Below are 25,796 nucleotides of genomic sequence, written 5' to 3' on the forward strand. Positions count from 1 at the left end.
TCTACTGTATTTGTGTACTAGTACATGCGCCTGCTCATACCCAGAATATCAATGATGCGAGCGGATATCTCTTCCACTGAATAATTGGTGGTATTGATGTATTTGATTTGATAGCGGCGGTAGAGCGCCTCCACTTCCCGCAGCTCCAACCGACATTGACGCAGTGATGCATAGCGGCTATTGCCGCGGCGCTCTTCGCGAATGGCGGCCAGTCGTTCCGGGTCGATGGTGAGTCCAAACAGCTTGTCCTGATATGGACGCAGCGCTTCAGGCAGCCGCAGATTCAGGTTGTCCAAATCTTCTGCGATAAACGGGTAGTTGGCGGCGCGGATGCCGAACTGCATCGCCAGATAAAGGCTGGTCGGCGTTTTCCCGCAGCGGGAAACCCCAAGCAGGATGACCTGAGCCTGATCGAGATTACGCAAAGAAATGCCATCGTCGTGCGCGAGCGTGTAATCAATAGCGGCGATGCGGGCGTCGTATTTGATCAGGTTATTGGCCGTCAGTCCATGAGTCCGGTTCGCCACCGGGCTCGGCGCGATGTTCAACTCCTGCTGCAACGGGGCGACCAAAGCCTGCACGATATCCTGACAGAAGCCTGCGCTGCTGACGATAATGTCCCTGATCGCCGGCGTCACGATAGAGTAGAACACCAACGGGCGCACACCGCTTTGTTGGTAAATCGCGTTGATCTGCTCACGGACGGCGTTGGCCCGGCTGGTGCTTTCGACAAACGGGAGGGTATAGCTGGTGATATCGACGGGAAACTGAGAGAGCACGGCATGCCCCAGCACCTGGGCGGTAATGGCGGTGCCGTCGGAGACATAAAAGACGCTTCGTTCCACAGAGACTCCTCAAGGCGACAGGCTCTGTCTATCTCTGGCATGGTTCGGCATCCAGCACGAAGACAGAACATATCTTTCTGATTAGGTAGGCAAACCTGCTTACTATTGATGTTTTTTCCTGGCCGCGCAATGTGAATCCGAAACGACAATTTTTTTTCACTGGGTTGATCGATTCACCTTTCCCTGCTTTACAAAACGCTATGCTACGCTCGAAAAAGCTGAGGTTTTCATCAGCAATGCTTCCATACCCTACATTGTATGCAGAAGGATAATTTCGATGTCCAACAACGGTACAGATCAGCGTAATGTCTTGTGGTACGACCAGCTCGGTATGCATGACGTGGAACGGGTAGGCGGCAAGAACGCCTCTCTGGGTGAGATGATCACCAACCTGTCATCGCTGGGCGTGGAGGTTCCCAACGGCTTCGCCACCACTGCCCAAGCGTTCAATGATTTTCTGACGCAAAGCGGCATCAATCAGCGTATTTACGCGCTGCTGGATCAAACCGATATTGACGACGTGAATCAGCTGGCGAAAGCGGGGTCCCAAATTCGCCAATGGATTGTGGATACGCCATTCCAGCCTGCGCTGGAACAGGCGATACGCGACGCCTATCGGCAACTGGCGGAGGACGATCCGGACGCCTCCTTCGCTGTCCGCTCGTCGGCCACCGCTGAAGATATGCCCGATGCGTCGTTCGCCGGTCAGCAAGAGACGTTTCTCAACGTTCAGGGCTTTGATGCCGTGCTGACGGCGGTTAAGCATGTATTCGCCTCACTGTTCAACGATCGTGCGATTTCTTACCGTGTACATCAGGGCTACGACCATCGTGGAGTCGCGCTGTCTGCCGGGATCCAGCGGATGGTGCGTTCCGATTTGGCGGCGTCCGGCGTGATGTTTACGTTGGATACGGAGTCCGGATTTGATCAGGTGGTGTTCATTACGGCGGCCTGGGGGCTGGGTGAAATGGTCGTGCAGGGCGCGGTCAACCCGGATGAGTTTTACGTCCACAAACCCACGTTGTTGAATAACAAGCCTGCGATAGTGCGTCGCAATATGGGGTCGAAGAAGATCCGCATGGTCTACGCGCCTAGTCAGGAACATGGCAAGCAGGTCAGCATCGAAGACGTACCAGAGGCGCAGCGTGACCGTTTCTGCTTAACGGACGATGAAGTGCAGGCGTTGGCGCATCAGGCGCTGCTGATTGAAAAACATTATGCGCGTCCGATGGATATCGAGTGGGCGAAGGATGGTCACACCGGTCGTTTGTACATCGTGCAGGCGCGTCCGGAAACCGTGCGCTCGAATGGTCAGGTTATGGAGCGCTATCATCTTCCCGCCAGCGGTCAAGTGCTGGTGGAGGGCCGCGCTATTGGTCACCGTATTGGCGCGGGTGAAGTGAAAAATATTAACGACATCAGTGAAATGCATCTGGTTAACGCTGGCGATGTACTGGTGACGGACATGACCGATCCCGACTGGGAGCCGATTATGAAGAAGGCCGCGGCGATCGTCACTAACCGGGGCGGGCGCACCTGTCACGCGGCGATCATCGCTCGTGAGCTGGGTATTCCGGCGGTTGTCGGCTGCGGCGATGCGACGGAGCGGCTTGGCAACGGGCAAAAGGTGACCGTCTCCTGTGCGGAGGGCGATACCGGCTACGTCTATCAGGATCTGCTGGACTTCACGGTCAAAAGTTCACCCGTTGACGCGATGCCAACCTTGCCGCTCAAAATCATGATGAACGTCGGAAACCCGGATCGCGCTTTCGACTTCGCCTGCCTGCCGAACGACGGCGTAGGGCTGGCGCGGCTCGAATTTATCATCAACCGCATGATTGGCGTGCATCCGCGCGCGCTCCTGGAGTTTGATCAGCAGACGCCGCAGTTGCAGCAGGAGATCAAAAGCCTGATGCAGGGCTATGACGATCCGGTCGAATTCTATATCGAGCGCCTGAAGGAAGGGATCGCCACGCTGGCCAGCGCCTTCTGGCCGAAGCGCGTCATTGTGCGGTTGTCTGACTTCAAATCTAACGAATACGCCAATTTAGTTGGCGGCGAACGTTATGAGCCGGACGAAGAGAACCCCATGCTGGGATTCCGTGGCGCGGGCCGCTACGTGTCGCCTGATTTCCGGGACTGTTTTGCGCTGGAGTGTGAAGCGGTCAAACGCGTGCGCGATGTGATGGGGCTGACCAACGTCGAGATCATGATCCCCTTCGTCCGTACCGTGGAACAGGCGGAAGCCGTGGTGGCGGAGCTGGCGGCACAAGGGCTACGCCGTGGCGAAAAAGGACTGAAAATCATCATGATGTGCGAAATCCCGTCCAATGCATTACAAGCTGAAGCGTTCTTGCAGCATTTTGATGGGTTCTCGATTGGTTCGAATGACATGACGCAGCTGACGTTAGGCTTGGATCGTGACTCCGGTGTGGTGTCGGCATTGTTCGATGAGCGTAATGAGTCAGTAAAAATACTGCTGGCGATGGCGATCAAAGCCGCGAAAGCGCAGGGAAAATACGTTGGCATCTGTGGGCAGGGACCGTCAGATCATGAAGACTTTGCGGCATGGCTGATGGATCAGGGTATCGATAGTCTGTCGTTGAATCCGGATACCGTGGTGCAAACCTGGCTGAGTCTGGCGGAAATCCGCTAACGAGAGTCAAACTGATGCACTCATGTCGATATCGCTCCGGTATCGTCGCGGTATAAAAACGCTCGATGGCAATCTGATTGCCGCGGGCGTTTTTTTATGGACGGATCGGCGGTATTTTGCTTGATGACCATTCACTATTTTCAAGCAAAAAAAAGCCCATCACAGGGGATGGGCAAAGACTACACACAGCAATTCGTTACTGGCTCTGACGAGGAGGAATCCTCCGGACAGATGTTACTTCAACACTAGCTTCGACATTCATAGTATGAACTCGAGCTGAATTCGTCATTAAGAATCATCCTAATGGTTAATTGTTTTTTAACGATTTTTTTTAGTTACACAGTTCCTTTGCTGATATTCCCTTGTGGAAAAGGATTTACGGAATTCCAGTGAATTGGGTTAAATCAGAGTTGTCCTAAATAGGTTAGCTTCTCTTAATTATTGCTTATTCTCCGAGGCCGAAAATGCCTCGGAGAATCTCGTCAGACAGGAAGCGCCGGTGAGTTACAACCGGGTGCTTTTAGGATCGACATGCACGTCGGACATTGACGGCGGTTCCGGGGTATCCTGCATCCAGGCGGAGAGCAAACGATAAGACACCGCCAACACGACCGGGCCAATGAAGAGCCCAATCATGCCAAACGCCAGCAGGCCGCCGATGACGCCGGACAAGATCAGCAGCAGCGGCAAATCGGCGCCCATCCGAATCAATATAGGTCGAATGACGTTATCCAGCGTGGCGACAACGCCGCTCCAAACCAGCAGCACGGTTCCCCAGGTGGTGTCGCCCGTCCAGTACAGCCAAATGATGGCGGGTATCAGCACCGGCAACGGACCGAGCTGGGCGACGCAGCACAGGAACATCAGCACGGTAAGCAGTGTCGTGTAGGGAATACCGGCGATCGTCAGGCCTATCCCGCCAAGCACGGATTGAACGATCGCCGTCACGACGACGCCCAGCGCCACAGCGCGTATGGCCTGCGCGGCCAGGATCACCGCCGCATCTCCGCGCTCTTGTCCTAACCGTATGGCAAATCGACGTACGCCGTAGGCCACCTGATCGCCTTTGCTATACAGCAACACGCTGAACAACACCATCAGGGCGCAATGCATCAGGAAGCGACCGACGTGCGCTGCTTGCGCCACTACCCAGGTTGCCGTTTTCCCAACATAGGGTTGAACTTTCGACATCAGGGCGGTGCCGCCGCTGTGGATTAACGTCTGCCAGCTGCTATACAGCTTTTCACCGACCATCGGAACGGATTTCAACCATTCCAGCGTGGGGGGAGCCATGTGCTCCTGGGAAGAGGCCCAGCCGATTAACGTTGAAGAATTATCGATAACGCTGCTAACCAGAATAGACGTGGGGATCACAAATAGCAGAATGAGGAGCAGGGTCATGGCGATAACCGCCAATGAACGACGACCCCAAAGCAGTTTCTGCAGGCGAATCAGCAGCGGCCAAGTGGCGATAACCACCATACTCGCCCAGGCAAAGCCCAGGATAAAGGGCTGAATAACCCAAAAGCAGGCAATGATCATTATGGCAATGAACAAGAGCGTGAATAGCATTGTAGCAAGGTCGAAACGCGGTGACTGAGAGTGTTCCATCGACGAATATTACCTCTGTGAGCGAATGTCTTATCGACTGACAATAGCTCTTGTCAGCGAGAACGATAATAGCGGTAAAAAAGCTAACATGCTGCATTTACTGTGGTTGGGGCGTTCAGTCACGATTGCTCGGCCCGCGCCGAAGAGGACGTGTTCTCCTCAAGTTTTTATCGTTACGGAGGCGCGCCCCGGCCTGAAATGTGATAAAACAAAAATTGTGCGGCGCCGGGAAATGAGGCGCCACGCCTATAATTCCATCACTGTTTTTGCAAACACTATTCTACAGACAGGGTCAACCATAATGATCCCACAGATCACTCAGGCGCCTGGCCTCGTTCAGCCGGTGCTCGACTTTTTGGAAGCATTAAAACAACACGGATTCACGGGCGATACCGCCACCCACTACGCAGACCGCCTGACTATGGCGACGGACAACAGCATTTACCAGCTGTTGCCGGATGCCGTGGTTTTTCCGCGCTCTACCGCCGATGTCGCGTTGCTGGCGAGGCTGGCGGGCGAAACGGCATATTCCTCTATTACCTTCACCCCGCGCGGCGGCGGCACCGGCACCAACGGACAGGCCCTGAACCGGGGTATCGTGGTGGATATGTCGCGCTACATGAACCGGATTATTGAGATCAATCCCGAGCAGGGGTGGGTGCGCGTCGAAGCCGGCGTCATCAAAGATCAGCTCAATCAGTATCTCAAACCGTACGGGTATTTCTTCGCGCCGGAGCTGTCCACCAGCAACCGCGCGACGTTGGGCGGGATGATTAATACGGACGCCTCCGGGCAGGGTTCTCTGATGTACGGCAAAACGTCTGACCACGTTTTGGGCGTTCGGGCCGTGTTGTTAGGCGGCGAGATGCTGGACACGCAGGCCATGCCGGTCACGTTGGCGGAGCAACTGGCCGAGGAGCCGTCTCCGGTCGGGCGGATATACCACACCGTACTTAACCGTTGCCGCGAACAGCGCTCGCTGATCGTCGACAAGTTTCCCAAGCTGAATCGATTCCTTACCGGTTACGATCTCCGCCATGTGTTCAGCGATGATATGCAGACTTTCGACCTGACACGCATTTTAACCGGTTCGGAAGGCTCTCTGGCTTTTATCACCGAAGCCAAGCTGGATATCACGCCGCTGCCGAAAATTCGGCGGCTGGTGAATGTGAAGTACGACTCTTTCGACTCCGCGCTGCGCAACGCGCCATTTATGGTGGAAGCAAAGGCCTTGTCCGTAGAAACGGTGGACTCCAAGGTGCTGAATTTGGCGCGCGAGGATATTGTCTGGCATTCCGTCAGCGAACTGATCACGGATGTCCCCGGGCAGGAAATGCTGGGGCTGAATATCGTTGAGTTCGCCGGAGACGATGAAGACCTGATCGATGAGCGCATAGGGGCGCTGTGCCAGCGGCTCGATGCTTTGCTGGCGAAGCGGGAAGAGGGCGTCATCGGGTATCAGCTGTGTCACGATCTGGCGGGTATCGAGCGGATCTACGGCATGCGAAAAAAAGCGGTTGGTTTGCTGGGCAACAGCAAAGGACAGGCCAAGCCGATTCCGTTTGCCGAGGATACCTGCGTGCCGCCTCAGCATCTGGCGGATTATATCGCCGAGTTTCGGGCGCTGCTGGACAGCCACAAGCTGAGCTACGGCATGTTCGGCCACGTGGACGCCGGCGTGCTGCATGTTCGTCCTGCGCTGGATATGTGCGATCCACAGCAAGAGATGTTGATGAAACAGCTTTCAGATCAGATTGTGGCGTTGACCGCCAAATACGGCGGTCTGCTCTGGGGAGAACACGGCAAAGGCTTTCGCGCAGAGTATAGCCCGGCCTTTTTTGGCCCTGAGCTGTATGAAGAGCTGCGACGTGTCAAAACCGCTTTTGACCCATACAACCGCCTTAATCCGGGAAAAATTTGCGCGCCAATAGATATCGATGCGCCGATGATGAAGGTCGATGCGGTGAAGCGTGGCACCTATGATCGCCGCATTCCGCTGGCGGTGCGTACCTCTTTCCGGGGGGCGATGGAGTGTAACGGCAATGGCCTGTGCTTCAACTTCGATGCACGCAGCCCGATGTGTCCGTCAATGAAGGTGACCGGTAATCGGATTCATTCGCCCAAAGGCCGCGCTTCGCTGGTGCGTGAGTGGCTACGGCTGTTGGCGGAGCAGGGGGTGGATCCGCTGGCGCTGGAAAACCGTTTGCCGGAGCAACGCGTCAGCTTCCGTACGCTGGTGCAGAAAACGCGCAACAGCTGGCAGGCGCGTCAGGGCCACTATGATTTTTCACACGAAGTGAAAGAGGCGATGTCCGGCTGTCTGGCCTGCAAGGCCTGCTCGACGCAGTGTCCGATCAAGATCGACGTACCGAGCTTCCGTTCACGTTTCTTGCAGTTGTATCACACGCGCTATCTGCGACCGGCGCGTGACTATCTGGTCGCGGGCGTAGAGAGTTATGCGCCATTGATGGCGAAAGCGCCGAAAACGTTTAACTTCTTCCTCAAACAGCCGTGGGTCGGCGGCCTAAGCCGCAAATTCATCGGCATGGTCGATCTTCCGTTGTTGTCTTCCCCCTCGTTGCGTCAACAGTTCGCGGGGCATCCGGCGATGACGACCACGTTGGAACAGCTGGAACAGCTTTCCCCGCAGGCGCGCGCCGACTATGTACTGATTGTGCAGGACCCGTTCACCAGTTATTACGATGCCAAAGTCGTGGCGGATTTCGTCAAGCTGGTCGAAAAGCTGCATTTCAAACCGGTGCTGGTGCCGTTCTCGCCCAATGGTAAGGCGCAGCACATCAAAGGATTCCTGACCCGTTTTGCCCGCACGGCGCGTAAAACCGCGGATTTCCTGAAACGCGTGGCGGAACTCGGGCTGCCGATGGTCGGCGTCGATCCGGCGCTGGTACTGTGCTACCGAGACGAATACCGCGAAGCGCTAGGCGACCAACGCGGCGACTTCAAGGTACAGTTGGTGCATGAGTGGCTGGTGAACGCATTGCCAGACGGCACGGACCGAGATCAAGCAGGCGAGCCGTGGTATCTGTTCGGTCACTGTACGGAAGCCACCGCGCTGCCGACGAGCACGCAGCAATGGGGCCGCATCTTCGCGCGATTCGGCGCCAAATTGGAAAATGTCAGCGTCGGCTGCTGCGGGATGGCGGGAACCTATGGTCATGAAGCGCCTAACCTGGATAACTCCAAAAAGATTTATGCGCTCTCCTGGCGGCCGGCGTTGCAAAAACTGCCGCAACAGCGTTGTCTGACGACGGGATATTCCTGCCGCAGTCAGGTGAAACGGATGGAAGGGCAGCCCTTCAAACACCCCTTACAGGCATTGCTGGAGCTCGTGTGATGTTGTGGAAACGAGAGTGCGATCTGGAACAGCTCAATCAGCGGGCGGCCCACTGCATGGTGGGTCATCTCGGTATCCGGTTTACCCGCATTACCGATGATACGCTGGAAGGCGTGATGCCGGTTGATGAACGGACGCGACAACCTTTTGGCCGACTGCACGGCGGGGCGTCCGTCACGCTGGCGGAATCGTTGGGGTCCGTCGCGGGCTATTTGTGTTCGCAGGACGACCAGCAGGTGGTGGGGGTGGAAATCAACGCCAATCACCTGCGGGGCGTCGGCGAAGGCGAGGTTCGAGGCGTCTGTCGGGCGTTGCATGTCGGTAAACGGCATCAGGTGTGGCAAATCGACATCTACGATCCCGATGATCGCCTGTGCTGCACGTCGCGTTTGACGACGGCGGTCATCACACCCGATGGGTGAGTCTCTGCGTTCGTCCTAGGGCATAAACGCGACGCGCTTCGCGAAGTCGGCCTGAAATGCAGTGACTTTCTGCCAGCAACCTTGTTGGCTGAACTGATTGCAAATCAGCTGTAGCGTTTGTCGGCCGAAGTGATAGCTCTGCAGGCGGCACAGATGACAGCGTTGCGGGTTGTTGATCTCTTGAATGAGCCGGTGATGCATTTTGATTATCGTCAGCAGATAGCTGTCGTCATCGCCGTAACGCTGGCTCAGTTCCACCATCCTCATACCGGAGAGGTAATAACCTCGAATATGAGTGATATCGCTATCGGGATTATCCAGATTCACTTCTGCCATATACATTTCCATCGTGGCGTCACGCAATGACGCACGGTAGTCATCAATATGGGATTGCAGCCAGGCATTGAAAGGAAACATGGGGTCAATCCTTCGTTAAATGATAATCGTTATCATATTTTCCCTCAAAGTGACATGCAATGGTTGAGAAGTAAATAGCAGCAAAAAGCCAAAAATAGCGGGAAAATAGTGGCTGATTCCTCCTGTTTATAAAATAGGTTCCAGCGATAGATGTTATACTTATGATAATAAAATGTTGAATAATCCTTCGGCGCGACCACTTCGAATTCAATTATTGTTCTTTTATTTCATATGGTTAGAATAAGCGATACCCCGTAGATCGACCCCGAAAGTGTTCGGGGAGGTTAAAAAAAACAGGATTTTAGGTCACGGCACCGTATAGCCCTAGAAATCACGAGGTTGAACCCCCCTCACTATTATCACTACCATTAGGGCAGATCCGCTAAAAGCGGAAAATTTGGAGAGACGAGGTAATTCCCATGCAATCGCAAAATGTAGAGACTTTTTCACTGGACGAAAATGTCTGGCAGGGACTCACGCTGACTGAAAGTGCAGCGGCCCATATTGTACGACTCATGCAACAGGACGCCGAGGTGCAGGGACTACGACTGAGCGTGAAACAGTCGGGATGCGCGGGTTTCGGCTACGTGTTGGATATGGTCAAACAGCCTGATGCTGACGAGCAAGTGTTCCAGCGCGACGGCGCCCGTCTTTACGTTCCTCTCAAGGCAATGCCTTTTATCGACGGCACTGAAGTGGACTATGTCCATGAAGGGTTGAATCAGGTGTTTAAATTTAACAACCCCAAAGCTCAACACGCCTGCGGGTGTGGTGAGAGCTTTGGGCTCTAAGCGGCGACACTATTATGGCGCGTAGTAACGTAGATGTATCCGATGATGTACAGATCTGGCTCGGCGACGGCCGCTATAAAGAGGGCTTCTTCACCGAACTGGCGACGGATGAGCTGGCCAGAGGGATCAATGAACAAGTGGTGCGGGCGATTTCCGCCAAGCGTAACGAACCCGAATGGATGCTTGAGTTCCGTCTCAATGCTTTCCGCGCGTGGCTGGAAATGGAAGAACCGCACTGGCTGAAGGCGCATTACGACAAGCTTGATTATCAGGACTACAGCTATTATTCCGCGCCATCCTGCGGGCAGTGCGACGACACCTGCGGATCGCAGCCCGGCGCGGTGCAGCAGTCCGGCGAAGACGGCGCCAGCACGTTGCATGAACAGAACTACCTGACGACCGAAGTCGAAAAGGCGTTTGACCAGCTCGGCGTACCGGTGCGCGAAGGCAAAAAAGTGGCCGTCGATGCTATCTTCGACTCCGTCTCCGTCGCCACCACTTATCGTCACGAGCTGGCGAAACACGGCGTGATTTTCTGCTCGTTCAGCGAAGCGATTCAGGAACACCCGGATCTGGTGCGTAAATATCTGGGCACCGTCGTGCCGTCCAACGACAACTTCTTTGCCGCGTTGAACGCCGCTGTGGCTTCCGACGGCACGTTCGTCTACATCCCGAAAGGGGTGCGTTGTCCGATGGAGCTGTCGACCTACTTCCGTATTAACGCGGCGAAAACCGGTCAGTTTGAACGTACGATCCTGATCGCGGATGACGATAGCTACGTCAGCTACATCGAAGGGTGTTCCGCCCCGGTGCGCGACAGCTATCAGCTGCATGCCGCTGTCGTAGAAGTGATCATCAATAATCGTGCGGAAGTGAAATACTCCACCGTGCAGAACTGGTTCGCGGGTAAAGACAGTGAAGGCGGGATTTTGAACTTTGTGACCAAGCGCGCGCTGTGCGCCGGGGAAAGTTCGAAAATGTCCTGGACCCAGTCTGAGACCGGCTCCGCCATCACCTGGAAATACCCGAGCGTGGTGTTACGCGGCGACAACTCGGTCGGTGAGTTCTTCTCCGTTGCCCTGACCAGCGGTCATCAGCAGGCCGATACCGGCACCAAGATGATTCACATCGGGAAAAATACCCGCTCCACCATTATCTCGAAAGGGATTTCGGCGGGCAGCAGCGAGAACACCTATCGCGGGCTGGTGAAAATCATGCCGACCGCGACCAATGCCCGTAACTTTACCCAGTGCGATTCGATGCTGATCGGCAGCGAATGCGGCGCGCACACGTTCCCGTACGTTGAAGTGAAAAACAATACGGCGCAGCTGGAGCATGAGGCAACCACGTCTCGAATTGGTGAAGACCAGCTGTTTTACTGTTTGCAACGTGGCATCAGTGAAGACGATGCGATTTCGATGATTGTTAACGGTTTCTGTAAAGATGTCTTCTCCGAACTGCCGCTGGAGTTTGCGGTGGAAGCCCAGAAGCTTCTGGCCATAAGCCTTGAGCATAGCGTGGGCTAATCGCCGTAAAGTGACAATGTCACCTATTTAACACACGCACTCCGGTGCCTATAAGACGAGCGCCTGCGGCAAAGGCGTCTGAAGGATAAAGTATGTTGAATATTGAAAATTTAAGAGTCAGTGTCGAAGAAAAAGAAATTATCAAAGGGCTGAATCTTCAAATCAAACCTGGCGAAGTCCATGCCATCATGGGGCCGAACGGTTCCGGTAAAAGCACGCTGTCCGCCACGCTGGCTGGACGCGAAGATTACGAAGTGACGTCTGGTTCCGTCACGTTTAAAGGTAAAGATTTGCTGGATCTGGCGCCGGAAGATCGCGCGGGCGAAGGCATTTTCATGGCGTTCCAGTATCCGGTCGAAATTCCGGGCGTCAGCAACCAATTCTTTTTACAGACGGCGGTCAATGCCGTTCGTCAGTATCGTCAGCAAGAACCGCTCGATCGCTTTGATTTTGAAGACTTTATCGAAGAAAAGATCAAACTGCTGAATATGCCGGCCGACCTCCTGACCCGTTCGGTGAACGTAGGTTTCTCCGGTGGCGAGAAAAAACGTAACGATATCCTGCAGATGGCTGCGCTGGAACCCGAACTGTGCATCCTGGATGAAACCGACTCCGGTCTGGATATCGATGCGCTGAAAATCGTGTCCAACGGCGTCAACACGCTGCGTAACGAAAAGCGCGCGTTCATCATCGTCACCCACTACCAGCGTATTTTGGACTACATCAAGCCGGACTTCGTTCACGTGCTGTATCAGGGACGAATTGTGAAATCCGGCGACTTCACTTTGGTTAAACAGTTGGAGGAGCAGGGCTATGGCTGGCTTACCGACCAACAGTAATACGAAAGCGACGCAGGCGCTGCAACAGTGGCAGCGGTTGTTCGACAGCGCCGGTGCTCGCTCTGAAGAGGCGGGTAAACACTGGCAGCAGGTGTTGCAGCTGGGCGTACCGAATCGTCGTCAGGAGCATTGGAAATACACGCCGCTGGACGGCCTGTTCGGTCAGGAATTCACCGAACCCGCTGCGCGGACGGTGGATGCGGCGCAGCGTGATGCGCTGTCACTGCCGCTTGATGCCTGGCGGATGGTGTTCGTCGACGGTCGTCTGAGTCCCGAGCTCAGCGACGCCGACTGGGGGCCTTATCAGGTCGAAGTGGCGGCGTCCTCCGCGTCACTGCCGCTGGCCGCGCCTATCCAGCCGGAGGTCTTCTTGCACCTGACGGAAAGTCTGGCCGCCGAGCGGATGCAGATTCGTCTCGCCGCCGGCGTACAGGCTGAAAAGCCGCTCTATCTGCTGCATATCAGCTCCGGCGACGGCGCGATGTTGAACACGGTTCACCATCGCCACGATCTGCAGGTCGGAGCCAACGCCGCCGCCACGGTGATTGAACACTATGTCAGTCTGGATGAGACCGCGCATTTCAGCGGCGCTCGTCTGACCCTGGACGCGGGTGAAAACAGCGATGTCACGCACTACAAGCTGGCGTTTGAAGCGGCCGCAGGTTACCACTTCGCGCACAATGACGTACGGATGGCGCGCTCCGCGCGTGTCTCCAGCCACAGCTTCTTGCTGGGGGCGGGGCTGACCCGTCATCAGACCAGCGCGCAGATGAACGGCGAAGGGGCTAACTTGACCCTCAACAGCCTGATTCTGCCGCGCAACAGCGAAGTGTGCGACACGCGGACCTATCTGGAACACAATCAGGGCCACGGCGAAAGCCGTCAGCTGCATAAAACGATCGTCCGCGATCGTGCGAAGGCGGTATTCAACGGCATGATCAATGTTGCGCCTCACGCGTTGAAAACCGACGGTAAGATGACCAACAACAATCTGTTGTTAGGGCGTCTGTCTGAAGTGGACACCAAGCCGCAGCTGGAAATCTACGCCGACGATGTCAAATGCAGTCACGGTGCGACGGTAGGCCGTATCGATGAAGAACAGCTGTTTTACCTGCGCGCTCGCGGTATCAGCGGGGAAAACGCACAGCAAATGATTATCTTCGCTTTTGCCGCCGAACTGACGGAAGCGATCTCTGACGACGCCTTGCGCGACGTTGTGATCAAACGCATAGCGGAACGCCTGATTGGCGCCGCGGGAGGTCAGCAATGAGTGATTATCCGATAGAACGCGTCCGGGCGGATTTCCCCATCCTGAAACAGGAAGTCAACGGTCAGTCGCTGGTCTATCTGGACAGCGCGGCTAGTTCGCAAAAGCCGCAGGCGGTCATCGATCGTGAGCTGAATTTTTATGAGAACGAGTATGCCGCGGTACACCGCGGCATTCACACGTTGAGCGCCCAGGCGACGACCGCGATGGAAGATGTGCGTACGCTGACGGCGTCATTCATCAACGCCGAGTCTGCGGAAGAGATCGTCTTCGTCCGCGGGACGACGGAAGCCATCAACCTGGTCGCCAACAGCTACGGGCGGACCTTCATGCAGCCCGGCGACAACGTGGTGATTACCGGCATGGAGCACCATGCCAATATCGTTCCCTGGCAGATGCTGGCCCAAACGCACGGTATCGAAATTCGCGTTCTGCCATTGACGGCCGACGGTGAGTTGGATGTCGCTTTGTTGCCGGAATTGTTGGATGAACGGACTCGCTTAGTCTCCGTTACCCACATTTCGAACGTGCTGGGAACCGTGAACCCGGTGCAGGACATCGTTCGTCTGGCGCATAGCGTCGGCGCGAAGGTATTGCTGGACGGGGCGCAGGCGATCATGCATGAGCCTGTCGACGTTCAGGCGTTGAACTGTGACTTCTACGCGTTCTCCGGCCATAAAATTTATGGGCCTTCGGGGATCGGCGTATTGTATGCCAAACATGCGTTGCTACAGGCAATGCCGCCGTGGGAAGGTGGGGGCTCGATGATTCGTGAAGTCAGCCTCACCAAAGGAACGACCTACGCCGATGCGCCCTGGCGCTTCGAAGCCGGCTCCCCCAATACCGCCGGTATCATGGGGCTGGGCGCCGCGTTGGATTACGTCTCGGCGCTAGGGCGCGAAGCGATCCACCGCTACGAAACCGACCTGATGCACTATGCGGTATCCGCGCTCAAGACGGTGCCGACGATCGTGATGTACGGTCCGGAAGAGCGTCAGGGCGTGATTGCCTTCAATCTCGGTCAGCATCATGCTTACGATGTAGGGAGTTTCCTCGATCAGTACGGCATCGCTATTCGTACCGGCCACCACTGCGCCATGCCGTTAATGGAACACTACGGTGTTTCCAGCATGTGCCGTGCGTCTCTCGCCGTTTACACGCAGCGTGAAGATATCGACCGGCTGGTCGCCGGGCTACAACGTATTCATGGGTTATTAGGCGGTTAAGTTAACCGCGGAGGATATTATGGCAAGTCTGCCGGAGCCGCAGAAACTGGTACGCAATTTCTCTCGCTGTCACAACTGGGAAGAAAAGTATCTTTACATCATGGAGCTGGGCGCCCGTCTGGAGCCGTTGAACGACGACCTGCGACAGGAAGAAAACCGTGTTAACGGCTGTCAGAGTCAGGTCTGGATCGTGGTGACGCTGGATGAACAGGGGCACGTTGTGTTGCAGGGCGACAGCGACGCGGCGATAGTCAAAGGGCTAATCGCCGTCGTTTTCAGCCTGTATCAGCAGATGACGCCGCAGGACATCGTTGCGCTGGATGTTCGACCGTTTTTCCAGGAACTGGCGTTGACCCAGCACCTGACCCCATCGCGTTCGCAAGGGCTGGAAGCAATGCTGCGCGCGATCCGCAGCCGGGCCGCCGAGCTGGCTTGATCGCTTTCTCCCGACGGCGTTGGCACTGCGCTGACGCCGTTCTCTCCTGACTCCTTCATGCTTTCAGAGTTCGCCCGTGGATCTGCGGGAGATCTGCTCTTATTCTTAATATTCGCTTTGCAACAAACTGAATGTTAAACAATTCAATTCAAAATAGTCCGACAAGCGATCTATGGGGCTGTACGGGCCTTTCCGCGACAACCTCACGGGTCACAATATTCAAGCTGTAAGAATAGGGAACTGATGATGAAACGCGCGTTGACGTTAATGGGGCTGCTTCTGGCGTCGTATATCGGCGGTATGCCGGCGGGGCAAGCGACGGAATATCCGCTGCCGCCGCCCGATAGCCGTCTAATCGGTGAAAACACGACCTATGTGGTTCCACACGATGGCCGTTCTCTGGAGGCGATTGCTTCTGACTACAAGATAGGTCTGTTAGGGATGCTGGAAGCGAATCCTGGTACCGATCCTTATCTCCCCAAGCCTGAAACCACGCTCACCATCCCCACCCAAATCCTGTTGCCGGATACGCCGCGCGAGGGCATCGTCATCAACCTGGCTGAGCTACGGATGTTCTATTATCCCAAAGGTCAAAATACGGTGATCGTTTATCCTATTGGTATTGGCCAACTGGGCCGGAACACGCCGGTCATGACCACCACCATTATCTCTAAACACCCGAATCCGACCTGGACGCCGACGCCGAATATTCGCAAGCACTATAAAGAGCAGGGTATTGACCTGCCTGCCGTCGTTCCTGCGGGACCGGATAATCCAATGGGGCTGTTTGCGATGCGTATGGCCAAGAGCGGTGGTGTTTACCTGATTCACGGCACCAACGCGAATTTCGGTATCGGCATGCGTGTCAGCTCCGGCTGTATTCGTTTGCGGGCGGACGATATTGAAGCCCTATTCAATGCGGTGGAGCCAGGAACGCGGGTACAGGTGGTCAACGAGCCGATAAAAGTCGCGGTAGAGCCTGATGGAAAGCGCTATATCGAAGTTCATCAGCCGTTGTCTCGTACTGATAAAGATGACCCGCAGACGATGACCATCGCGCTCAGCAAGAAAGTGAAAGGCTTCATCAACAATGAAGAGACGAATAAAGCGGTCGTCGATAGCGCCATTGTGCGTCGCTCTGGCATGCCCGTATTGGTGAATATGGGTCAACCGATTCCGACTCAACAGACAGCCGAAGAAGCCGCGGCGCCCGTGACGAGCATAAACGCTTCAGCATCGCAACAGCCGTAATCGCGGCGGCAGCATAACTTGCTGACAGAGAATGACGCCGTCGGGACTGACAGGTTATCTCAGGACCTCGACGTTCTAGCGGCGTTAAGCAGAGCTGGGTGTGATGATAAATAAGCGGCAGCTTGATTTATTTGAGACAAAAAAAATGGCGCACAATGTGCGCCATTTTTCATTTCACAGATTCGATTACTTTTTGTAAGTGCGAACCTGGTTATCCAGACGCTGGTTAGCACGAGCTGCATCATCTTTAGCAGCCTGTACGTCAGAGCGGATTGCGGTTACATCGTTGGACAGCTGATCAACTTTGCTGTTCAGAGTCTGAACGTCAGAAGACAGTTGATCGATTTTAGCATTGCTAGAACAGCCAGCCAGCAGAGTAGAACCCAGAATTACCGCGCCCAGTACCAGTTTAGTACGATTCATTATTAATACCCTCTAATTGAGTTAATCTCCATGTAGCGATACAAGTATTACACAAACTTTTTTCTAATGAGAATAAATTTTTGATGAGAAGACGCTTAATTTGGATTGTTCGCTCAAAGAAGCAGCGCCTTTTATTTTGGAGACAAAAAAAGTAAGGAAAACAGGCGAGTTTTATCAGATTACTCTGAATAAGTGTTAACTGATATGTCTTTTTAGCATAACTGACTGGAAGGACCTCTGCCCGAATCGCAGAGAAAAGTAAAATAAAGTCCCCCATAAAAAAAGCGCCCCGAAGGGCGCTTTAATATTTATCGATGACTTTTCGCCGTGGCGTATTACAGGCGATGTACGGAAGCGGTGTTGGTGGTGCCGCTCGGTACCAGAGCGCCAGAAACCATAACCACTACGTCGCCGGCTTTAGCAAAACCGCTTTCCAGCGCGGCGTCTTTACCAATGCGGTAGAAGTCGTCGGTAGAAGCGATTTCTTTGACTATCAGCGTTTCTACGCCTTTGGTCAGAATCAGCTGACGAGCGGTCACTTCATTGGTGGTCAGCGCCAGAATGCGTGCATCCGGGAAGTATTTACGGATGGACTTGGCGGATTTACCACCGCTGGTGGCTACAACGATCAGCGGCGCTTCCAGTTTTTCTGCAGTTTCAACCGCGCCGCGGCATACGGCTTCAGTGATGCGCAGGCGACCGGTGTTGGCAGCGCGTTCCAGACGCGGTTTCATGACTTTGTCAGTACGTTCACAGATGGTGGCCATGATGCTGACAGCTTCCAGTGGGTATTTACCCTTGGCGCTTTCGCCAGACAGCATAACGGCGTCGGTGCCGTCGATGATGGCGTTGGCAACGTCACCGGCTTCCGCACGGGTCGGACGCGGGTTTTTGATCATGGAATCCAGCATCTGAGTCGCGGTGATAACGACTTTACGTGCCTGATTACATTTCTCGATCATCATTTTCTGAGCGAAGATCACTTCTTCAACCGGGATTTCCACGCCCAGGTCGCCACGAGCAACCATGATGCCGTCGGATGCTTCCAGGATTTCGTCGAAGTTGTTCAGACCTTCCTGGTTTTCGATTTTGGAGATGATCTGAATGTGTTCACCGCCGTGCTGTTTCAGGTGAGCGCGGATGTCTTCAACGTCAGAACGTTTACGGATAAAGGAAGCGGCAATGAAATCCACACCCTGTTCGCAACCGAAGATCAGGTCGCGTTTGTCTTTTTCTGCCAGAGCCGGCAGCTGGATGGAAACGCCCGGCAGGTTAACGCCTTTGTTTTCGCCCAGGTCGCCGTTGTTCAGCACGTTACAAACGACTTCGTTACCGTTGATGGCAGTCACTTCCATACCGATCAGGCCGTCATCTACCAGAACGGTGTTACCGACGCTCAGGTCTTCCGGGAATCCGGCATAGGTAACCGCTACGCGATCTTTGTTGCCGATGACGCTCTGGTCGGTTGTGAAGGTGAAGGTCTGGCCGGCAGACAGAGAAACGTCAGCGCCGTTTTCCAGCTTCATAGTACGAATTTCAGGGCCTTTGGTATCCAGCAGGATGGCGGCTTTCTGCCCGGTTTTCTGCATGATAGCGCGCAGGTTCGTGATGCGTTGACCGTGTTCGGCGTAGTCACCGTGAGAAAAGTTCAGGCGCATAACGTTCATGCCTGCGTTTAACAGCTTGGCCAGCATTTCCTCGGACTCAGTTTTCGGGCCGATAGTACAAACGATTTTGGTCTTTTTCATAACGGTTAATTTCTACAAGTTGTGATGGATAAAAATGGGAACCGGTGGTTATGGATGCTAACCCCCGATAGGGATTTGCTGAAAAAAGAGACAGAACGCGTTGAGTGCAGATAGTGACAGCAAGCGAAATTTTGAAGGCACTCATGGTCAGATATCATCCTAAAAGAGTGGATGAAACGAGGTAATACCGTTTTAAAACTTGTTATTAATCTTGGCACGGTAGTTTGCTGAAACCATTCAATAAGACAACGCCCGTATTATAGTTGCTGAGTGATGAGAAACAAGCGGTGAGGCAGTATGATAACCTATATTTTAGTGCGTTTACGCAAAAAAATAGGCGATTTTTCACTTTTGCGCGATGGCGTTGCGCAATCTCTCTGCAGTGTTTTTGTCTGGCAGATAAAAATAATGCAATGTGATGATTCCACGTAATATTTCGCTATGCCGACCGAACTTAAAGAAAACAATGTGTAATTTTTGAACCTTTGTGTCGATCTTCGTCACGTTTCTTTGTGATGCATATTGAGAGAGTTCGAGGTGAAGTTGATGATGGAGCTCAGGGTTGTTACTGCTCACGGCAGGCAAGACCAGATATTCGCTTTTCGAAGAGTGGATGTCTGGTCTTTTTGTTTCCAGGGTTCGTAAAAATGAAAATAGCCAAAATACTCAATAATAATGTCGTAACCGTCTTGGATGAACACCATAACGAACAGGTTGTGATGGGGCGAGGGCTAGGTTTCAAAAAGCAGATTGGCGATCGCCTCGATAAGGCGCTGATTGAAAAAGTGTTCGAACTGCGCAGCAGCGAACTCACGTCGCGGCTGAGCGAGATTTTGCAGGGAATACCGCTGGAGGTGTTCACGACCGCCGACAAAATCATCGCGTTAGCGCGAGAACAGCTTCCGGGAAAGTTGCAAAACAGTATCTATGTCTCGTTGACCGATCACTGTCACTTCGCCATTGAGCGCCATCGGCAGGGCGTCGATATTCGCAACGTCCTGCTGTGGGAAATCAAACGGCTGTATCAGAAAGAGTTTGCGGTAGGGCTGGAAGCGCTGGAGATCATCCATCGCCGACTTGGCGTGCGGCTGCCGGAGGACGAAGCGGGGTTTATCGCACTGCATCTGGTCAATGCGCAGCTCGACAGCCAGATGCCGGAGGTGATTCACATCACCAAGGTGATGCAGGAAATACTGAATATCGTCAAATATCACCTGGATGTGGACTACAACGAGCAGGCGCTCAGCTATCACCGGTTTGTTACGCATCTGAAATTTTTTGCGCAACGACTCGTCGGGCATGACCCGGTCTCCAATGATGACGAATCCTTGCACGACGTGGTGAAGGAGAAATATGCCCAGTCCTATGCCTGCGCAGAGAAAATTCAGACGCACATTCATCGGCAATACGATTACTTTCTGACGAAAGAGGAGCTGATGTTCCTGACCATTCATATCGAAAGAGTGCGTGCGGATATCTCCGGTCAAGAGCCGGAGGCGTGATAAATCAAAAGAGTGTTGTGCGTCACAAATTAATTGTCAGCTAATTAAAGTCGCTTGCCGCGATGATGAAAACGCCGCAAGCTGAGACTCAAAATCTGGATTGTTACTGCATTCGCCATTAGGCAGTGCAGGCGAAACCTGAATCGCTTCCTGAGCCGTCATGAGACCGCCGGGGAAGTGATTCAGGTTTTTTTTCGTCTTAAAAACAGCCTCGCCAGTAATGTCGGATGTTATCTGGCTGTGACCTCGTACTAAGGAATGTCCTATGGAATATAAGATGTTAGCCAGTGAGATCATTGAGGGTGTAGGCGGCCGGGACAACATCAACAGCGTCCTGCATTGCGCCACTCGCCTGCGTTTCAAACTCAAGGACAGCGCTAAAGCCGATGCCGCCACGCTGAAAAACAATCCCGGCGTGATTATGGTGGTGGAAAGCGGCGGTCAGTTTCAGGTCGTGATCGGTAATCACGTCAGTGACGTTTATCGTGACGTCGTGGCCGCGGCGGGGATGGAAAACAGCGAAAACGCCGACTCGCCGCAGGAGACCCCATCAGACAGTCTGTTTTCCCGTTTCATTGACATCATCGCGGGCATCTTCACGCCGTTTATCGGTGTCATGGCGGCGTCGGGCATACTCAAAGGTCTGTTGGCCTTATGTCAGGCGCTGGGGTGGTTAAACGAAAGTCACGGCACGTATCAAATCTTGTATGCGGCCAGCGATGCGCTGTTTTATTTCTTCCCGGTGATTCTGGGATATACCGCGGGTAAAAAATTTGGCGGCAACCCGTTTACGACGATGGTCATCGGGGGAACGCTGGTGCATCCCTTGATGATCACCGCTTTCAACGCGATGCAGTCGGCTGATTATCAGCCAATGACCTTTCTGGGCATCCCCATTACATTTTTAAATTACAGCTCCTCAGTCATCCCGATCATTTTCGCCAGTTGGGTATCGTCCAGACTGGAGAAGAAATTGAGCGCGCTGCTGCATGCCAACGTCCGTAATTTCTTGACGCCGTTGCTGTGCATCTGCATTACGGTGCCGCTGACTTTTCTGGTGATCGGTCCCTGCGCGACCTGGCTTAGCGAACTGCTGGCCAGCGGCTATCAGTGGCTTTATAACCTTAACTCGGTCGTCGCAGGCGCGGTAATGGGGGCGATCTGGCAGATTTGTGTGATTTTCGGCCTGCACTGGGGGCTGGTACCGCTGATGCTGAACAACCTCAGCGTGTTGGGACACGATACGCTGCTGCCGCTGTTGACGCCGGCAGTGCTGGCGCAGGCGGGCGCGACGTTAGGCGTACTGCTGCGTACCCGGGATGCCAAACTGAAAGGTATCGCCGGCTCCGCTTTCTCCGCGTCGATCTTCGGCATTACCGAACCGGCCGTCTATGGCGTCACGCTCCCGCTGCGTCGTCCGTTCATCTTCGGCTGCATTGGCGGCGCGATTGGCGCGGGCATCATGGGCTATTTCCATACCACTATTTACTCCTTTGGTCTGCCCAGCATATTCACCTTCACGCTGATCATTCCTCCCGAAGGTTTCAACAGCAGCGTCTGGGCTGCCATTGTCGGTACGGTGGTCGCTTTCCTTTTCGCCGCCGTCGCCAGCTGGATGTTCGGTATTCCGGCCACGCCGCTTGCCCCTAAAAAGAATGACACGGCGGCATCTGCGCCGGTCGACAACGCGCTGGGCGTGCGTACGGAAACGTTGGCAAGCCCCCTGACCGGACAGGCGATATTGCTGGAAGAAGTTAGCGACAGCACCTTTGCCAGCGGGCTGCTGGGGAAAGGCATCGCAATAGTGCCGGACGAAGGCACGCTCTATGCGCCCGTGGACGGCACGGTGGCGTCGTTATTCAAAACGCATCACGCCATGGGTTTGGCCGCAGATAACGGCGCTGAAGTGCTGATCCACGTGGGTGTGGATACGGTGAAACTCGACGGTTTGTATTTCACGCCCCATGTCGCCGTCGGCGACGTCGTCAAGCAAGGCGATCGGCTCCTGACGTTCGACGTCGAAGCGATTGCCGCGGCGGGCTATGACCTCACCACCCCGATCATTATTTCCAACAGCGACGGCTATCTTGATGTGTTGCCGTTAGCCCGCGGCGCTGTCTCCGCCGGCGCGCCGCTGCTGTCGTTGGTGCATTAACTCACTTTTGCCTACAGGAGAAACTGATGAACACTCGTTTTCCAAAAGACTTTTTATGGGGCGGCGCGATTGCCGCCAATCAGGTGGAAGGCGCCTATCAAGATGATGGCAAAGGACTCTCCACGTCCGACCTGCAGCCACAGGGGATCTTCGGCGCTATCGTTGAGCGGGAACCCGGCGACAGCAGCCTCAAGGATATCGCCATCGATTTTTATCACCGCTATCCGCAGGACATCGCGCTGTTTGCTGAAATGGGGTTCCGCTGTCTGCGCGTGTCCATCGCCTGGACGCGTATTTTCCCACAGGGCGACGAACTGACGCCGAATGAAGCCGGGTTGGCCTACTACGACAACCTGTTCGACGAACTGGCGAAGCATCACATCCAGCCGCTGGTCACACTCTCGCATTATGAAATGCCCTATGGGCTGGTGAAACGTGTCGGTGGTTGGGGCAGCCGCACAACCATCGACTGCTTCGAGCGTTATGCCCGGACCGTCTTCAAACGCTACCGCAACAAGGTCAAGCTGTGGTTGACCTTTAACGAAATCAACGTTTCGCTGCATGCGCCGTTTACCGGCGTCGGTTTGCCGCCAGACAGCGATAAAGCAGCGATTTATCAGGCCATCCACCATCAGTTAGTCGCCAGCGCCAAGGCGGTGAAAGCCTGCCACGACATCATTCCCGACGCCCGGATCGGCAACATGTTGCTGGGCGCGATGCTCTATCCGCTGACCTGCAAACCGAACGACGTGATGGAGAGCCTGCGTCAAAACCGCGAATGGCTATTCTTCGGCGATGTTCAGGCACGGGGTGCCTATCCGGCGTATATGAAACGCTTTTTCAAAGAGCAGGGGATTGCGCTGCACATCGAGGAGGGCGATGTCGAGGCGTTGAAGGAAACGGTCGATTTCATTTCGTTTAGCTATTACATGACCGGCTGCGTCACTCAGGACGACGACGAAATTCAAAAAGCGCGCGGCAACATCCTGAACATGATCCCCAACCCCTATTTAGACAGCTCCGAATGGGGCTGGCAGATAGATCCGGAAGGGCTGCGTTACCTGCTTAACGTCCTGTACGACCGTTATCAGAAACCGCTGTTTATCGTGGAAAACGGGCTAGGGGCAAAAGACCAGGTGGAGGCCGATGGCGCGATTAACGACGACTACCGCATTCAGTACCTCAATGACCATCTGGTGCAGGTGGGCGAGGCGATCGCCGACGGGGTCGAGGTCATGGGGTATACCAGCTGGGGTCCCATCGATCTGGTGAGCGCGTCGAAGGCCGAAATGTCCAAACGCTATGGTTTCATCTATGTCGATCGGGACGATCAGGGCGCAGGAACGCTGGCGCGTAAACGCAAGAAAAGCTTTTACTGGTATCAATCGGTCATTCACAGCAACGGTGATGTGCTGAAGTCATCGACGGGCGGGCGTAGCGTTTGCCCTGCCTCCACACCTGATGACGGGCTGCGCGGCAGTCGCGCCCGGCCCGCCCAAAAAGGGGACTGATGACCATGAACAGAAGAGAGTTGCTGATTCATGCGGCCGTCGTCACGGCTTGCGCCCGCATCGCGCCGCTGCGCGCGACGGATAAAACGGCAGATACAGTGAAAACCGGCGTGGTTCAGCCGAACGCGCTGACCCGGCAGCAGCATTGGGTCGCGATGGCCGAAGTGCTAACACCGACGCTGTCCGAGGTGACTTACCCCGCGTTGAATGTCGTTGCGCCTCGGGAAGCGCCCGAGCATCTGTTACGCGTCGCCATGACGCCGCAGTATGACATGGAGGAATTGGCGAAAAAGAGTTTCAAAACCGGCGAAAGTTTTATCGTGGATTTCGGAGAACACTACACCGGTTATCTCATGTTTTCATTGGGGTGGCAGGGCGTCTCCTGCGATGCCCCGGTGCGTTTGCGGTTGATCTTCGGGGAGGTCGCCACCGATGTGACGCAGCCGCTTTATCCCTATCACGGCTGGATCAGCGCTTCCTGGTTGCCGGATGAAATTCTGAATGTCGATTTTCTGCCACAGCAGGTCAGGATTGAACGCCGCCACGCCTTCCGCTTTGTCAAAGTCGAGATCGTTTCCACATCGACGAACTTCAGCGTCACGTTTAACTCAATGCAGGTGAAAGCCGTCTCTTCCGCCGGTCTGGATCGCTTCGCGCCGGCGCGCTATGACAGCGAACTACTGCGGGATATCGATCGTGTCAGCCTTAGGACATTGCACGAATGTATGCAGACCGTTTTCGAGGACGGGCCGAAGCGCGATCGGCGGCTATGGGTGGGCGATCTGCGTCTGCAGGCCATGGTCAACTATGTGAGCTTCAACAACACGGCGTTGGTGCGGCGCTGTTTGTACTTATTTGCCGGGCTACAGCGGGACGATGGCTATATCACGGCCTGCGTCTATGAACAGCCGGAGCCGCGCATCGGCGAGGTGGTGCTGATCGACTATGCCGCACTGTTCGGCAGTATCGTGCGCGATTATCTGCGAGCGAGTCGAGACACCGCGACGGCGCAGGAACTGTGGCCGGTGGCTAAACAGCAGCTCACGCTGGCGCTGAAGAATGTCAACGCGCAGGGGCTATTCGTCGCCCCGGAAAAGGATTACGTGTTTATCGACTGGAATCCGGGAACGGACCAAAGCGCCGCATTGAAAGGGCTGGATAAGCAGGCTGCCATTCAGGGCGTCCTGATTTACAGCTGTCAGGAAGGTATCGAACTGGCGAGAGCGTTGGGACGCGAGGCCGAGGTTCAGCCTTTCAGTGAAGCAGTCGCACGAATGAAACAGGCGGCGCGCGGGTTGTTTGATGAACCATTGGGCGTGTTTGTCAGCGGCGAGCAGCGGCAAATCTCCTGGGCTTCTCAGGCATGGATGGCGTTGGCCGACGTGTTGCCTCAACCGCAGATGGCGCGAGCGCTGGCTCGCGTCATGACGATGCCCGACGCCGTCCGTCCTCTGACGCCCTATCTGTACCATCACATGGTTGATGCGCTCATTCGCTGTGGCCTAAGCCAGCAAGCGCGCAGGCTGGTGGAAGACTATTGGGGAGCCATGATCAAAACCGAAACGAATACCTTCTGGGAAGCGTTTGATCCCAAAAATCCGCTGTCGTCTCCCTATGGCAGTAAGCAAATCGACAGTTATTGCCATGCCTGGAGCTGTACTCCCAGTTACTTTATCCGCCGCGGTTTCGCGCGCGGATAAGCCTAAATAAAAAGCGTTAAAGGTGAGGGGGCGGAACATCGCCGCTTCGAATAAAAAAGTTGAACAACCTACGTTGACCGGGAATAGCGGGCTGGTGCGTTTGCGCCCCCCGCGA

General features: G+C 54.8%; 18 protein-coding genes and 1 pseudogene. 14 read left to right on the plus strand and 5 right to left on the minus strand.

All coding sequences use genetic code 11. The features are described from left to right. Positions 1–17: 17 nt before the first annotated feature. Positions 18–845, minus strand: a complete 828-nt coding sequence (gene ppsR / locus CKQ53_RS12545; RefSeq protein WP_085650840.1) for a posphoenolpyruvate synthetase regulatory kinase/phosphorylase PpsR — start codon at positions 843–845, stop codon at positions 18–20. A 277-nt stretch (positions 846–1,122) separates the two neighbouring features. On the opposite strand from ppsR, the gene ppsA reads away from it, so the two are divergent. Then, positions 1,123–3,501 (plus strand): phosphoenolpyruvate synthase, encoded by a 2,379-nt coding sequence (gene ppsA, locus CKQ53_RS12550; protein ID WP_118895043.1) that lies wholly within the window; start codon positions 1,123–1,125, stop codon positions 3,499–3,501. A 504-nt stretch (positions 3,502–4,005) separates the two neighbouring features. On the opposite strand, the gene ydiK is transcribed toward ppsA, so the two are convergent. Next, positions 4,006–5,112 (minus strand): AI-2E family transporter YdiK, encoded by a 1,107-nt coding sequence (gene ydiK / locus CKQ53_RS12555; protein ID WP_085650838.1) that lies wholly within the window; start codon positions 5,110–5,112, stop codon positions 4,006–4,008. A gap of 301 nt (positions 5,113–5,413) precedes the next feature. Here ydiK and ydiJ point away from each other — a divergent pair, with 301 nt between their 5' ends. After that, a complete protein-coding gene (gene ydiJ, locus CKQ53_RS12560) occupies positions 5,414–8,467 on the plus strand; it encodes a D-2-hydroxyglutarate dehydrogenase YdiJ (RefSeq protein WP_094117988.1) in 3,054 nt (1,017 codons plus the stop codon). Next, entirely contained in the window at positions 8,467–8,889 is a 423-nt protein-coding gene (locus tag CKQ53_RS12565) for a hotdog fold thioesterase (protein ID WP_094117989.1), read from the plus strand. Before ydiJ ends, CKQ53_RS12565 begins: the two co-directional genes overlap by 1 nt. Positions 8,890–8,904: 15 nt before the next feature. On the opposite strand, the gene CKQ53_RS12570 is transcribed toward CKQ53_RS12565, so the two are convergent. After that, positions 8,905–9,306 carry a hypothetical protein gene (locus CKQ53_RS12570; RefSeq protein WP_085650835.1) on the minus strand — a complete coding sequence of 134 codons (402 nt, stop codon included), beginning with the start codon at positions 9,304–9,306 and terminating at the stop codon, positions 8,905–8,907. Between the two features lie 419 nt (positions 9,307–9,725). On the opposite strand from CKQ53_RS12570, the gene sufA reads away from it, so the two are divergent. The 7 genes from sufA (at position 9,726) to CKQ53_RS12605 (ending at position 16,642) form a co-directional block, all read left to right on the plus strand. Next, entirely contained in the window at positions 9,726–10,097 is a 372-nt protein-coding gene (gene sufA, locus CKQ53_RS12575; RefSeq protein WP_085650834.1) for a Fe-S cluster assembly scaffold SufA, read from the plus strand. A gap of 14 nt (positions 10,098–10,111) precedes the next feature. Beyond that, positions 10,112–11,623 (plus strand): Fe-S cluster assembly protein SufB, encoded by a 1,512-nt coding sequence (gene sufB / locus CKQ53_RS12580; protein WP_085650833.1) that lies wholly within the window; start codon positions 10,112–10,114, stop codon positions 11,621–11,623. Between the two features lie 92 nt (positions 11,624–11,715). Next, a complete protein-coding gene (sufC, locus tag CKQ53_RS12585) occupies positions 11,716–12,462 on the plus strand; it encodes a Fe-S cluster assembly ATPase SufC (protein ID WP_094117991.1) in 747 nt (248 codons plus the stop codon). After that, on the plus strand, positions 12,437–13,732 hold the full coding sequence (gene sufD / locus CKQ53_RS12590; protein WP_094117992.1) for a Fe-S cluster assembly protein SufD: 1,296 nt from the start codon (positions 12,437–12,439) through the stop codon (positions 13,730–13,732). The genes sufC and sufD overlap by 26 nt, the downstream gene beginning before the upstream one ends. After that, on the plus strand, positions 13,729–14,955 hold the full coding sequence (gene sufS / locus CKQ53_RS12595; protein WP_085650830.1) for a cysteine desulfurase SufS: 1,227 nt from the start codon (positions 13,729–13,731) through the stop codon (positions 14,953–14,955). The genes sufD and sufS overlap by 4 nt, the downstream gene beginning before the upstream one ends. 19 nt (positions 14,956–14,974) lie before the next feature. Continuing rightward, positions 14,975–15,391: a cysteine desulfuration protein SufE gene (gene sufE, locus CKQ53_RS12600; protein WP_085650829.1), complete on the plus strand. Its 417-nt coding sequence runs from the start codon at positions 14,975–14,977 to the stop codon at positions 15,389–15,391. Positions 15,392–15,637: 246 nt separating this feature from the next. Beyond that, entirely contained in the window at positions 15,638–16,642 is a 1,005-nt protein-coding gene (locus tag CKQ53_RS12605; protein WP_085650828.1) for a L,D-transpeptidase family protein, read from the plus strand. Between the two features lie 186 nt (positions 16,643–16,828). Here CKQ53_RS12605 and CKQ53_RS12610 read toward each other — a convergent pair whose 3' ends face one another. Continuing rightward, a complete protein-coding gene (locus CKQ53_RS12610; protein WP_026740320.1) occupies positions 16,829–17,065 on the minus strand; it encodes a major outer membrane lipoprotein in 237 nt (78 codons plus the stop codon). Positions 17,066–17,400: 335 nt separating this feature from the next. After that, positions 17,401–18,813, minus strand: coding sequence for a pyruvate kinase PykF (gene pykF / locus CKQ53_RS12615; RefSeq protein WP_085650827.1), 1,413 nt, complete (start codon positions 18,811–18,813; stop codon positions 17,401–17,403). Between the two features lie 647 nt (positions 18,814–19,460). Between pykF and licT the strand changes: the two genes are divergently transcribed. The 4 genes and pseudogenes from licT to CKQ53_RS12635 all read left to right on the plus strand — a co-directional run bounded on the left by licT (position 19,461) and on the right by CKQ53_RS12635 (position 25,681). Then, the gene (licT, locus tag CKQ53_RS12620; protein WP_085650826.1) at positions 19,461–20,315 is read left to right on the plus strand and encodes a BglG family transcription antiterminator LicT; all 855 of its coding nucleotides are present in this window, start codon (positions 19,461–19,463) and stop codon (positions 20,313–20,315) included. Positions 20,316–20,580: 265 nt separating this feature from the next. Next, positions 20,581–22,470 carry a PTS beta-glucoside transporter subunit IIABC gene (gene bglF / locus CKQ53_RS12625; protein ID WP_118895045.1) on the plus strand — a complete coding sequence of 630 codons (1,890 nt, stop codon included), beginning with the start codon at positions 20,581–20,583 and terminating at the stop codon, positions 22,468–22,470. A 26-nt stretch (positions 22,471–22,496) separates the two neighbouring features. Further along, a pseudogene (locus CKQ53_RS12630) lies at positions 22,497–23,888 on the plus strand (glycoside hydrolase family 1 protein); the annotation flags it as partial. A 92-nt stretch (positions 23,889–23,980) separates the two neighbouring features. Next, positions 23,981–25,681 carry an alpha-L-rhamnosidase-related protein gene (locus CKQ53_RS12635; protein WP_208640005.1) on the plus strand — a complete coding sequence of 567 codons (1,701 nt, stop codon included), beginning with the start codon at positions 23,981–23,983 and terminating at the stop codon, positions 25,679–25,681. The last annotated feature ends 115 nt before the right edge of the window (positions 25,682–25,796 follow it).

This window comes from Lonsdalea britannica (genome assembly GCF_003515985.1).
Classification (GTDB): Bacteria; Pseudomonadota; Gammaproteobacteria; order Enterobacterales; family Enterobacteriaceae; genus Lonsdalea; species Lonsdalea britannica.